The 12,405-nt window shown below is 71.4% G+C and carries 10 protein-coding genes; 4 read left to right on the top strand and 6 right to left on the bottom strand.

The window, feature by feature from the left end; translation table 11 throughout:
• Positions 1 to 102: 102 nt before the first annotated feature.
• Together ACZ5AJ_RS10335 and ACZ5AJ_RS10340 are read right to left on the bottom strand one after the other, a co-directional pair.
• Entirely contained in the window at positions 103 to 2,070 is a 1,968-nt protein-coding gene (locus ACZ5AJ_RS10335) for a glycoside hydrolase family 2 protein (protein WP_464133865.1), read from the bottom strand.
• Between the two features lie 156 nt (positions 2,071 to 2,226).
• Positions 2,227 to 3,258: a LacI family DNA-binding transcriptional regulator gene (locus ACZ5AJ_RS10340; RefSeq protein ID WP_464133870.1), complete on the bottom strand. Its 1,032-nt coding sequence runs from the start codon at positions 3,256 to 3,258 to the stop codon at positions 2,227 to 2,229.
• 420 nt (positions 3,259 to 3,678) lie between these two features.
• Here ACZ5AJ_RS10340 and ACZ5AJ_RS10345 point away from each other — a divergent pair, with 420 nt between their 5' ends.
• The 4 genes from ACZ5AJ_RS10345 (at position 3,679) to ACZ5AJ_RS10360 (ending at position 8,280) form a co-directional block, all read left to right on the top strand.
• Positions 3,679 to 5,280 (top strand): DEAD/DEAH box helicase, encoded by a 1,602-nt coding sequence (locus tag ACZ5AJ_RS10345; RefSeq protein ID WP_464138751.1) that lies wholly within the window; start codon positions 3,679 to 3,681, stop codon positions 5,278 to 5,280.
• 123 nt (positions 5,281 to 5,403) lie between these two features.
• On the top strand, positions 5,404 to 6,414 hold the full coding sequence (locus tag ACZ5AJ_RS10350; protein WP_464133875.1) for a cation diffusion facilitator family transporter: 1,011 nt from the start codon (positions 5,404 to 5,406) through the stop codon (positions 6,412 to 6,414).
• A gap of 279 nt (positions 6,415 to 6,693) precedes the next feature.
• Positions 6,694 to 7,146: a hypothetical protein gene (locus ACZ5AJ_RS10355; protein WP_464133880.1), complete on the top strand. Its 453-nt coding sequence runs from the start codon at positions 6,694 to 6,696 to the stop codon at positions 7,144 to 7,146.
• A gap of 126 nt (positions 7,147 to 7,272) precedes the next feature.
• Positions 7,273 to 8,280 carry an LLM class flavin-dependent oxidoreductase gene (locus ACZ5AJ_RS10360; RefSeq protein ID WP_464133883.1) on the top strand — a complete coding sequence of 336 codons (1,008 nt, stop codon included), beginning with the start codon at positions 7,273 to 7,275 and terminating at the stop codon, positions 8,278 to 8,280.
• A gap of 7 nt (positions 8,281 to 8,287) precedes the next feature.
• Here the strand turns inward: ACZ5AJ_RS10360 and ACZ5AJ_RS10365 are convergent, their stop codons facing one another.
• The 4 genes from ACZ5AJ_RS10365 to ACZ5AJ_RS10380 form a co-directional block, all read right to left on the bottom strand.
• The gene (locus ACZ5AJ_RS10365) at positions 8,288 to 9,154 is read right to left on the bottom strand and encodes an endonuclease/exonuclease/phosphatase family protein (protein WP_464133886.1); all 867 of its coding nucleotides are present in this window, start codon (positions 9,152 to 9,154) and stop codon (positions 8,288 to 8,290) included.
• An 81-nt stretch (positions 9,155 to 9,235) separates the two neighbouring features.
• Entirely contained in the window at positions 9,236 to 10,564 is a 1,329-nt protein-coding gene (locus ACZ5AJ_RS10370) for a TRAP transporter large permease (protein ID WP_464133889.1), read from the bottom strand.
• Between the two features lie 2 nt (positions 10,565 to 10,566).
• Complete coding sequence (locus ACZ5AJ_RS10375) at positions 10,567 to 11,223, bottom strand: TRAP transporter small permease (protein WP_464133894.1); 657 nt, start codon at positions 11,221 to 11,223, stop codon at positions 10,567 to 10,569.
• Positions 11,220 to 12,245 (bottom strand): TRAP transporter substrate-binding protein, encoded by a 1,026-nt coding sequence (locus tag ACZ5AJ_RS10380; RefSeq protein ID WP_464133897.1) that lies wholly within the window; start codon positions 12,243 to 12,245, stop codon positions 11,220 to 11,222. Before ACZ5AJ_RS10380 ends, ACZ5AJ_RS10375 begins: the two co-directional genes overlap by 4 nt.
• Positions 12,246 to 12,405: the final 160 nt, after the last annotated feature.

Genomic DNA, 12,405 nt, shown 5'->3' on the forward strand with positions numbered 1-12,405 from the left:
CATCCTAGAGATGCAGCCGGCCCGACCTCGCTGCTGCGGCCTGGTGGCCCGGACCGGGCGCCGAGCGGTGGCGCCCGGTCCGAGCAGGGCTGTCGGCACCGCTCAGGCTCGCTCCGACGCGTCCGCCTCGTAGGCCGCGGTCCGCTCCTGGACGGCGCGGATCCGTGCGAGGTCGAGCTTGCGGCCGCGGGCGAAGTCGACGATGCCGTTCTTCTCCTGGAAGACGTCGGTCAGCTGCGTATAGCAGTAGCCGAACATCAGCGGGTCCTCGAGCAGCACTCGCGTCAGGCCCTCGAAGCGCTCGTAGAGCTCCTCCTCGCTGCCGATCCGCTGGCCGTACCCCCAGGACTCACCGGCGTTGCTCCCGGCGCGCTCGGCCTCGGCGGCCTCGCGCGCCTCCTGCTCGTTCCACCAGATGCCGCCGTACTCGGAGACGAAGTAGGGCTGACCGGCGTAGGCGAGGGAGTAGGAGCCGTCGGCGAAGGGCATCTCGTCCGGTCCGAGCTCCCGACGGTTCACATGCGGGCGCCCGTCGGCGAGCCCGGACTGCTCGGCGCGGAAGCGCGCAGGATCCTGCTCGTAGGAGTGGGAGTCGTAGACGTCGGCACCGCGGACGCGATGGCTGTAGCCGGAGGCGTCGAGCACGGGCCGGGAGGGATCGGCGAGCTTGGTGGCGTCGTACATCGCCTGGGTGACGTCGTCGAGCTGGGTGAGACGGTCGTGCAGGACCTGGTGGGTCTCGTTCAGGGGGCACCAGCCGATGATCGAGGGATGGTTGATGTCGCGGGCGACGGCCTCGATCCACTCGCCGATGAAGGAGGCGGTGGGCTGCTGGTTGTCGCCCGTCGGCCCCATGCCGGAGACGCCCCAGTCGCCGAACTCTCCCCACGTGAGGTAGCCGTGCAGATCGGCCCAGAACAGCATGCGCTCCTCGAAGACCTTCTGGTGCAGGCGCGCGCCGTTGAAGCCGGCTTCGAGCGCGAGACGGATGTCCTCGCGGAACGCCTCGTCGGCCGGGGTGGTCATGAACGTGTCCTCCCAGTACCCCTGGTCGAGGACCAGGCGCTGGAAGACCTTCTGCCCGTTGATGCGGTACTCGTGGCCGTTCAGCGTCGTCGAGCGCAGGCCCGCGTACGAGGAGACCTCGTCGAGCACCTCGCCGTCGGCGCCGAGCAGACGCACCTGCAGGGAGTACAGCTCGGGCGCTCCCGGGCCCCACACGCGGACCCGGTCCTCGGGGACCGCGAGCTCGAGGTGCGGCGCCAGATCCAGGTCGGCACGGACCTCTGCACGGGCGACCTCGTCGCCTCCCGGCTCGGAGGCGATGACCTCCAGACGGGTCCCGGCGGTCGAGCGCGCCAGGGGGACGTCGATCGCGAAGGAGTGCGCGGCGAGAGAGGGGATGATGCGCAGGGAGCGGATCTCGTCGGCCGGGACGCCCTCGAGCCAGACGGTCTGCCAGATGCCGGTGGTGCGGTGATAGACCGCATGGGTGGCGCGGTACCACAGCGACTGCTTGCCCCGGGCCTGCGGGCCGTCCTTCGGGTCGCGGGCCCGCACGACGATCTCGACCTCGCTGCCCGCGCCGACGCCGTCGACCTGGGAGAGATCGGCGCTGAAGGGCGTGAACCCCCCGCGATGGCGCGCGACCTCGACGCCGTTCGCCCAGACGGTCGCGTCATGGTCGACGGCGCCCAGGTGCAGGACCGGGCGCAGCCCCTCCCACTCGGCGGGCACAGTGACGGTGCGGCGGTACCAGACGGCCTCGAGGAAGTCCCGATCGCCGATCCCCGAGGCGGGGGTCTCCGGGGCGAAGGGCACGGTGATCTCGCTGACGAGGTCGCGCTCGAGCAGGCCCCGCTCCCGTCCGGTGTCGGAGCGGTCGACCTCGAACTGCCAGGTCCCGTTGAGGTTCAGCCAGGCGGGGCGGTGCAGCTGCGGGCGCGGATGCTCGGGCCGCGGCACGTCGACCGCGGCAGACAGCGGGGCGTCCAGCAGCTCGGCGAGCTCATCGGCTCGAGCGAAGAGGTCGGTCAGGTGCGCGGGCAGGGCCGCTGGCTGATAGGCCACAGGGTCTCCTCGGAGGATCGGCGGTGATCGCTGGGAATCGCCGACCCGCGCTGGCGGTCGGGTCGTCGCGATGTCACCAGTGAACCTCAGCAGCCTCCGAGGTGCAACGTGGGAATTTCTGACCGGCCGTCGGACTCCGCACCCGGGAGGCGGACCTCAGGCGCGGCTGGAGGCGCGCACCACGAGCCGGTGGGCGATCACCCGCTCCGCCCCCGGGACGGCGGCCGCGGCGGCATCCGAACCGTCGGCCGACGGATCTCCGAGAGCGGCGTCCAGAGCCGCCGCGACCAGCGCCTCCATATCGGGGGCGACGGTCGTCAGCGGCGGACGCGCCCAGGCGGACTCGGGAAGGTCGTCCCAGCCCACGACCGCGACGTCCTCCGGCACCCGGACCCCGCGCGAGGCGAGCGCCGCCATGGCGCCGATCGCCAGCAGATCGTTGCCCGCGATGACCGCGTCGAACCCGACGCCGTCCTCGAGCACCGCGAGCATCGCGTCCCGGCCGGACTGACGGGTCCAGTGCTCCGCCCGACGGATCAGGCGCGGATCCTGCGGGAGCTCGGCGAAGCGGCACGCGGCCCGGAACCCGTCCAGGCGCAGCGACCCCGTCGTGAGCGCCGTGCCCTCGGCTCCGAGGAAGAGCAGGCGGCGCCGCCCCGCGGAGACCAGATGGCGGACGATGTCGGCCGCGGAGGCGACATTGTCGATGGCCACGTGCACGACGTCCGCCGAGCCGGGCAGGGACTCCCCCAGCAGCACCACCCGCGGGCCGCCCTCCCGGCGCACGAGCTCCGCGGACTCCAGGGCGGAGGGCGAGATCACCACGGCGTCCACGGGTCGCGCGGCGAGCCCGCGCACATGCGCCCGCTCGGTCTCGGCGCTCCCCAGGGAGACCTCGACGCTCACGCTGCATCCCCGCTCACGGGCAGCGGCCTGCATCCTCTCGGCCAGGCGCGCGAAGTACGGATTCTGCAGCTCGGGGACCACCAGGGAGATCGCGCGCGTCGGTCCGCCGCGCAGCTCACGGCCGACATGGTTGGGCACATATCCGAGCTCCTCGATCGCCGCGAGCACGCGATCACGGGTCTCGGGCCGGACCACGGGCCGTTCGTTCACGACGTTCGAGACGGTCTTCCAGGACACGCCCGCCCTCTGCGCGACATCCTTGATGCTGACCCTGCGCGACATTCCGCCTCCCTCTCCAGCCGCCCTAGCCGCCCTAGCCGCCCCGCCGCTCCAGCAGTGGAGCCCGGCTGCGGCAGCCTGATCATCTCACGTGGGAAGATCTGCTGCCCGATCCGCGCCGGTCCGCGTCAGCCCGTCTCAGCCCTCCTCAGCGCGCTCCGACGCCGTGGTCGAAGCGCAGGTATGTCACAAACAAGGCCCGGAACCTCGTCGTCGGCGCCTCCGGGGCCGTAGCGTGGCGGGCGAGTGCCGTCACCCCGCCGCGGCACAGGTCCCGCCCCGTGCGGTGACAGCGCCGACCCGAGGCCGCCGCCGGTGGACCGCATGCCGAACGGACCTGTGCCGTCGATGCCGGACCCGGCCGCCGCGGACCGCGAGTGCGAGCGCGTCGTGCGGGACTTCACCGCAGAACGGATCACCCACGTGACCACCCCTGACTTCGCACGCCTCGGCGTGCCCGCCGAGCTGATCGACGCCCTCTCCCCGCAGGGCATCACCGCCCCCACTCCCATCCAGGCCGCGACGCTGCCCGACTCCCTCGCCGGGCGCGACGTGCTCGGCCGCGGCCGCACCGGCTCCGGCAAGACCTACGCCTTCCTGCTCCCGCTGGTCGCGCGCCTGACGCAGGATCCGCGCCGTCGGACTGCCCGTCGGCCCCGCTCCCTGGTCCTCGCCCCGACCCGCGAGCTCGCCTCGCAGATCGAGCGATCGCTGATGCCGCTGCAGAAGGCCGCCGGCCTCCGCAGCACCGTCGTCTTCGGCGGCGTGGGGCAGAAGCCCCAGGTCGACGCCATCGGCCGCGGCGTCGACGTGCTCATCGCCTGCCCCGGCCGCCTCCTGGACCTCATGGGACAGGGGCACGTCGACCTCTCCGCCATCGAGATCACCATCATCGACGAGGCCGACCACATGGCCGACATGGGCTTCCTGCCGATGGTCCAGCGGATCCTCGACCGGACGCCGCAGACGGGCCAGCGGATGCTGTTCTCCGCGACGCTCGACAACGGGGTGCAGAAGCTCGTCAGCCGCTACCTGCACGACCCGGTCACCCATTCGGCCGATCCGGCGACGAGCCCCGTCGGCACCATGGAGCACCATGTGCTCGAGGTCGAGCCGACCGACCGCTTCGACGTGCTGCGCGACCTCGCCGCCGCCCCGGGACGCACCATCATGTTCACCCGCACCAAGTACGGTGCGAAGAACCTCGCCCGGAAGCTCAGCGCTCGCGGGATCGACGCGGTCGAGCTGCACGGCAACCTCTCCCAGGGCGCCCGCACCCGTAACCTCGAGGCCTTCGGCACCGGCGCCGCCACCACGCTGGTCTCCACCGACATCGCCGCACGCGGCATCCACGTCGACGAGGTCGCGCTCGTGGTCCATGCCGACCCGCCCGTCGAGCACAAGGCCTACCTGCACCGTTCCGGCCGCACGGCGCGCGCCGGCGAGTCCGGCACCGTGATCACCGTTCAGGTGCCCGAGCAGAAGCGGGACGTCCAGGACCTGATGCGCAAGGCGCGCATCACCCCGACCTACCACCGCCAGGTCACCACCTCCTCGGCCGTGCTGCAGGACCTCGCGCCCGGCGAGCGCACCGTCACCGACGCGACCACCCCGGCGAGCGCCGAGGAGCAGACCTTCGACCAGCGCTCCGGCGGGCGCGGGCAGGGCGGACGCGGCGGCCAGGGCGGACGCGGACGCGGCGGCCAGGGCGGACGCGGGCGCGGCGGCCAGGGATCCCGCGGTCAGGGCGGCGGGCAGCCCCGCTCCGGCGGACGCTCCCGCTCCGGCGAGCAGGGCTCCTCGGAGCGCTCACGGCAGGGTGGACGCTCCCGACAGGGCGGTCAGGGCCAGGGCGCGCGCAGCCAGGAGCAGGGGCGCGGTCAGGGCCAGCACGGTCAGAGCCAGCACGGACAGGGCGGCCAGTCCCGACAGGGCGGCTCCCGTCAGGGCCAGTCGCGGCAGGGCCGCTCCGGTCGCAGCGGAGGCGCCGGGCTCGCGGCCTTCTCCTCCGGCCGCGGCCGCTAAGCGCCAGAGCCGCTGAGCGCCTGCTCCGCTGAACCGGTGAGCCGCTGGGCTCCGTCGGCCCGGGTCCCCCTCGCGGGACCCGGGCCGCTTGCATCCGTGCTGGCCGGGGCGGAGACTCGAGCCATGGACGACGCCGCTCCCGATGCCCCCACGGACGGGGCCCCCGGTGCCGCTCGACGACCGGTCGCGCAGGCCCAGGATCTGACTCGCTTCGCGTGGCTGTCGATCGCCGCAGCGATCGTCACGATCGCTCTGAAGACGGGGGCATGGGCGGTCACGGGATCTGTCGGCCTGCTCTCGGATGCGGCCGAGTCCACCGTGAACCTGGTCGCCGCGGTCGTCGCGCTGATCGCTCTGCGGGTGGCGTCGCGGCCGGCGACCGAGCGGTACCTCTACGGGCGGGCGAAGGCGGAGTACTTCTCCGCGGCGGTCGAGGGGATGATGATCTTCGTGGCCGCCGCGGTCATCCTGGTCACCGCAGTCGAGCGCTTCGTGAATCCTCGCGAGCTGGAGAACGTCGGTTGGGGTCTGCTGATCAGCGTCCTCGCCTCACTGGTCAACGGGGGCGTCGCGATCGTGCTCCTGAGAGCGGGGCGACGCCACCGATCGATCACCCTGCGGGCCGACAGCAAGCACCTGATGACCGACGTGGTCACGAGCGCCGGGGTTCTGATCGGGGTGGGTCTGGTGGCGCTGACCGGCTGGGTCCGACTGGATGCGGTGGTCGCCTTCGCCGTCGGCGTCAACATCGTCGTCACCGGGATCCGGCTCATCACAGAGTCCGTCTCCGGTCTCCTGGACAAGGCCCTCGAGGATGGGGACCACGAGGTCATCACCGACATCCTGCGCCGTCGCAGCGCCGACGGGCGGATCGCCTTCCACGGCCTGCAGACCCGCGAGGCCGGGCAGGAGAAGTTCATGAACGTCCACGTGCTGGTCCCCGACGACTGGTCGGTCAAGCAGGGGCACGACTACATCGAGCAGCTCGAGGTCGAGCTGATGGAGGCGCTCCCCGGGCTCCGCGTCCTGACGCACCTGGAGCCGATCTCGGATCCGGCGAGCTACGAGGACATCCCCGAGGCCCATGTGCCGATCAACAGCTCGGGCGGCGAGGCGACGAGCCCGCCCGTCTGACGCCCCCGCCCGCCCGAGGCCGTGGTCCACGGACGCTGTCGTCCGAGTGCGGATGTCCCCCATCTTCTCTACGATGACCGCACGCCCGGAGAGCGCCGCGCACACCGCCGACGCCCGGCCGACGGAGGGGGATCCATGTCCAGCGCACAGCACGGCTCCGGGAGCGGGCCGGTGATCCCGGGCGAACTCGTCCCGACCGAGCCTCCCGGCCGCAGTCTCCCTCTGCAGCCCGCCCATGGACCGCTTCAGCCCTACGACCCCATGCAGGGGTGCGACCCCATGCAGGGGCAAGCGCCGCACCATCCGTACGGGGCGGGCCTGCCGTACAGGGCGGAACCCGGCTACCCGGTCGGCCAGCCCTATGGGGGCGTCCAGGCCTACCCGGCAGGTCCTCTGTCCGGGCCGGCGCCGGTAGTGATGCTCGCGCCGGAGAAGAGCGTCGGCATCGCCTTCCTCCTGACCTTCCTCTTCGGACCGCTCGGGATGCTCTACTCGACGGTCGTCGGCGCGCTCGTGATGCTCGGGATCGAGGCGATCGTCACGGTCGTCGGCTGGTTCCTGGTCGCGGCCACCTTCGGCCTCGGCCTGGTCATCCTGGTCCCCGGATACTTCCTGATCTGGGTCGCGTGCATCCTGTGGGGATGCCTCGCCGCGTCCGGCCACAACGAGCGCAGCCGCGCCGCGGCGCACGCCATGGCGCAGAGCATGGGCGCTCCTGTCGCCTACCGCTGATCACTCCAGGGACACGACCAGCCTCCCGGACAGCGACCGGGGACCGTCGAGCGCTGCTTCGGGGGCGGAGAGTTCTCCCGGTCACCCCCGCACCACCAGGTGATCGCCGTGATTAGGCTCGAACGCATGAGTGCTCCCCATGTCCCGCTGTCGATCCTCGACCTCGTGCCGATCTCCGAAGGGCAGTCGACCGTCGACGCCATCGCCACGTCGATGGACGCGGCCGGTGCGGCGGATCGCGCCGGCTTCCACCGCTACTGGTTCGCCGAGCATCACAACACCGCCTCCCTCGCCTCGAGCGCCACCAGTCTGCTGATCGACCGGGCCGCCTCGCTCACGGAGCGGATCCGTGTGGGCTCCGGCGGAATCATGCTGCCCAACCATTCGCCGCTCGCGGTGATCGAGCAGTTCGGCACTCTCGTGCAGTTCCATGGCGATCGCATCGATCTGGGTCTGGGGCGAGCCCCCGGCACCGATCAGCACACGGCGCAGCTGCTGGCCCGCACCTCCGCGGAACCGGCCGCCTTCATCGCCGCCGTCGAGCAGATGCGCGACTGGTCCCATGCGGAGCCCACCGGTCAGCTCCCCATCCGGGCCGCGGTCGCCGAGGGCACCGAGGTGCCCATGTGGATCCTGGGCTCGACCACGAACGGCGCCCGTCTGGCCGCGCAGCTGGGGATGCCGTTCTCCGTCGCCTCCCACTTCGCGCCCTTCCAGTACCTCGAGGCGCTGCGCGTGTACCGCGAGAGCTTCAGCGCGAGCCAGAGCGAGGCCGCGCAGATCGAGAAGCCCCGCACCATGGTGGGCGTCAACGTCGTCATCGCGCCCACCGATGCGGAGGCGCAGCATCTGCTGACCACGAACGTGCAGCAGTTCCTGGGCGTCGTCACCGGGCAGCGGATGAAGACGCAGCCGCCGCGGGACCTCGAGAACCTCTACCCGGACCACCTCCTCCAGCAGGTGGAGCAGACGCTGTCGATCCGGGCCGTCGGCTCACCGAGCACCGTGGTCTCCCAGCTGGAGGAGATCGTCGCGGCCACCGAGGCGGACGAGCTCATCGTCTCCGCGAACTACTTCGATCCGGCCCACCGGATCCGCGGGATCGAGCTGCTCGGCGAGGCGTGGGGGCTGTGACCTCCGGTCAGCCGACGACGATCTCGGCGAGCACGTGGGCATGGTCGCTGGCATGCACAGAGCCGACCCGGTGGTCGCGCGCCGCATAGGTCAGGACCCGGGCCCCGCGCACGAGGATCCAGTCGATCCGCTCCCCTCCCTCGACGCTCTCGCCGTAGTCGGGGAAGGTGCCGATGTCGGGCCCGTCGACGCGGTCGGCCGCATCGTGGGCGTCGGAGTAGCCGGCGTCGCGCAGCACCCGCCAGGGGATGCTGTCGCCGCCGGCGGCGTTGAAGTCCCCGCACAGGATGACGGGCGCGCCGCGGCACTCCTCGCGCAGACGCTGGGCGAGGAGCCCGGCGCCCTTCTCCCGGGCGGTCTCCCCCGCATGGTCGAGGTGGGTGTCGGCCAGGACCAGCTCCCGCCCGGCGTCGGCGAGGTCACGCACCCGGGCCCACACGGCGATGCGCGGGCAGTGCCCGTCCCAGCCGACGGCGCCGATGCTCCTGGGGTCCTCGGCGAGCCAGAGCTGGTCCCAGTCGAGCACCTCGAACCGATCCCGGCGCAGCCACAGCAGGTTGTGCTCGCCGCGCGCGCCGCCCTCGCGCCCGACCCCGAGGCGCACATGCGTCGCCCCGAGGACCTCGTCGAGCACGGGGATCTGGGCGAAGGTGACCTCCTGGGTGCCGACGACGTCGGCGTCGACCGTGCGCAGGAGATCCGCGAGCACCGGGGCCCGGTCCGCCCAGTGGTCCGCATCGCCCGGAGAGGTGCCGGGTGCGAGGATGCGGATGTTCTGGGTCAGGATCCGCAGCGGACGGGCGGCGCCGTCCGCGGGGTCGGTGCCGTCGGGGAGGTCGGAGTCGGCCAGGAAGATCCGGGTGTCAGAGGTCATGCCTCCATCCTGACCGATCCGACGCCTCCCAGGGCCCGGACGGCGGAGGTGTCAGCGATCAGCACCGCCGCCGGGGCCGTGTCATTCGCTGGACATGCCCAGCAGACCGGGGATGAACATCGAGATCTGCGGGACGAACACGATCAGCAGCAGCCCGATCACGAGCGGCACGTAGAACGGCAGCAGACGCATGATCACGGGCTCGACCTTCATCCGCCCGACCCTCGCGCCGACGAACAGGATCACGCCGACCGGCGGGGTGATCGTGCCCAGGCACAGGTTGAAGGTCATCATCAGGCCGAACTGGATCGGGCCGACGCCGAGCTCGAGCGCGACCGGCAGGAAGATCGGGGTGAAGATGAGGATCGCCGGAGTGGGATCCATGAACATGCCCACGATCAGCAGGGCGAGCATCATCAGCAGCAGCACGATGATCGGCGAGCTCGAGACGCCGAGCAGCGCGCTCGAGATGAACCGCGGGATCGTCGCGTACGCCAGGACCCAGCCCAGCACGCCCGACACGGCGATCAGCAGCAGCACGACGGCCGTCGTGCGCGTCGCGGCGAGGATCACGGCCGGAAGCTTCCTCAGCGTCAGCTCCCGGTAGATCAGCCCCAGCACCAGCGAGTAGACCACGGCGATCACTGCGGACTCGGTGGCGGTGAAGAAGCCGGCCACCAGACCGCCGATCACGATCACCATCATCAGCACCGAGGGCAGCGCGGCCAGCAGCGTGCGCACGGCGAGACCGGCGGTCAGCCCCTCGCGCGCCGCGCCGTCGTCGGACCCGGCGAGCTCAGGCCGGCGCTTGACGGCGATCCACACCATCACGAGGCAGGCGAGCATCCACACCGCACCCGGACCGTAGCCGGCGGCGAACAGCGTCGCCACCGAGGTCGAGGACGCGAGCGAGTAGACGATCAGGGTGTTCGACGGCGGGATCAGCATCCCCGACGGTGCCGAGGCGACGTTCACCGCGGCGGCGAACGCCGGGTCGTAGCCCTCCTTGCGCTGACGCGGTCCGAGGACCCCGCCCACCGCGGCAGCCGAGGCGACCGCCGCACCGGAGACGGATCCGAACAGGGCGTTGGCGACCACGTTGGTCTGGGCGAGCGAACCGGGCATGCGGCCCACCAGGACCTTCGCCGCGTCGATGAGACGGGCGGCGACGCCCCCTGTGTTCATCAGCTGGCCCGCCAGCACGAAGAACGGGATCGCGAGCAGGGAGAACGAGTTCGCCCCCATGAACATGCGCTGACCGGCGACGAACACCGCCGGCTCGATGCCGATCACGGCGATCAGCGCGACCACCGAGGGCAGACCGATGGCGATCGCGACCGGAGCCCCGATGCCGATGAGGATGATGATGCCGGCGACCAGGATGATGCCTGCGAGCACTGCGGGATCCACGATCAGCCCTCCTTCTCGTCGTCTCGTCGGAGGTCCTCCTGCGAGGGCTCCCGGCCGTCCTGCGTCGGCCCGTCCTGCGTCGGCACCCCCTGGGCGCGCTCGGCCTGCTCCTCCTCGAGGATGGCGGCCGCGGCCGCGGACCCGGCGGCCTCCGCGGCCTCCTCCTCGGTCTCCTCCAGCGGGTGCAGCTCGTCGCCGCGCACCGCGAGGACGAGGTCCTCGAGGGTCAGCAGGGCGATCATCGCCCCGGTGACCGGCAGCGCGAGGTACATGTGCCCCACCGTGAAGGGGAATCCGGGGATCACCTGCTCCCAGGACATCGACATGCCCCGGATGCCTCCCCACACCATCGCCAGCAGCGCGAATGCGAGGGTGCAGGCCTGGACCGCGACGATCAGAGGACGCCGCAGGCCTCCCGGTGCCCGTGCGGCCAGCACATCGACCGCGATGTGCCCGCGCTCGCCGAAGACCAGGGTCGCGGCGAACAGGCTCAGCCAGACGAACATGTACTGGGCGGTGACGGTCGTCCATGCGCTCGGGTTCCCGAGGACCTGGCGGGTGAACACCTGCCACACGACCACGACGACGAGCACCGAGAAGAGCACGACGCACAGCACCTTGAGGACGGACATCAGTCCTTCGCGGATCGACATCATCATGACGCTCCCTCCTCGGAGACGGCGCGGATCGCCTCGTACAGCTCGATGTCCTGGGGGTCCTCGAGCAGCGAGAGCCCGGTCTCGGTGATGATCGGGGCGAACGCCTCGGGGTCCGGCTCGGTGATCACCACGCCGCGGTCGAGCATCTCCTGGGTCGCGGCCTCGGTCTGCTCCTTCCAGATCTCCACGAACTCGCTCTGCGTGGTCGCCCATGCCTCGCGGACGGCGTCGGCGTCGCGGTCGTCCATCTTCTCGAGCATGTCGGTGCTCGCCAGCAGGAAGTCGAAGCCGATGAGGTGGTTGGTGAGGGTGGAGTGCTTCGCCACCTCGTAGTGGCGCTGGGTGACGTAGGAGATCTCGTTGTTCTCGGCGCCGTCGAGCACACCGGCCTGCAGGGCCGTGTAGACCTCGCTGTAGGCCAAGGGCGTGGGGACTCCGCCCATGTTGCGGATCAGGCGCAGGAAGATCTCGGACTCCTGCACGCGGATCTTCATGCCCGCCAGGTCGTCGACCGATTCGATCGGACCCGCGGCGGTGTAGAGGTGGCGGCTGCCCTGGGTGTACCCGCCCAGCACGGTCAGGCGCTTGTCGGGCTCGAGGGAGGCGAAGAGGTCGCCGACGATCGAGTCGTCCAGCATCACCCGGTTCTGATGGTCGATGTCATCGAAGATCCCGGCGACGTTCATCGGCAGGAAGCGGGGCGAGGAGTTCTCGATCTGGGTGCCGGAGATGACCGCCATGTCGATGGCGCCGTCGGAGACGAGCTGCACCGTCTCCTGCTGGTCCCCCAGGGAGTTGTTCGCGTAGACGCGGGCGCCGTACCGGCCGTCGGTCGCCTCGGCGATCCGATCGCCGAAGGACAGCAGGGAGTCGTAGCTGGGATGGGACTCCGCCTGGCCGAGCGATATCGACAGCACGCGACCCACTCCGGACAGCCCGCCCTCCTGCGAGGAGCATCCGCCCAGCAGTGCGGCTCCGGCGCCGATCACGGGAAGCGACGCGAGCAGATCCCGTCGCCGCACACCTCCTCGGGCTGGAGCGGGGCTCCCGGGTCCGGAGCTGCGGGCTCCTCCTCGGCGCGGATGCGGTGGACGCACTGCATTCCTCCTCGAATGGACGTGCTGACGATCGAGGAAGCGCTTGCCTGGACGGGGCGCTGGTCTCGCGTCGGTTCGTTCGGCG

Source organism: Brachybacterium zhongshanense (assembly GCF_055385755.1).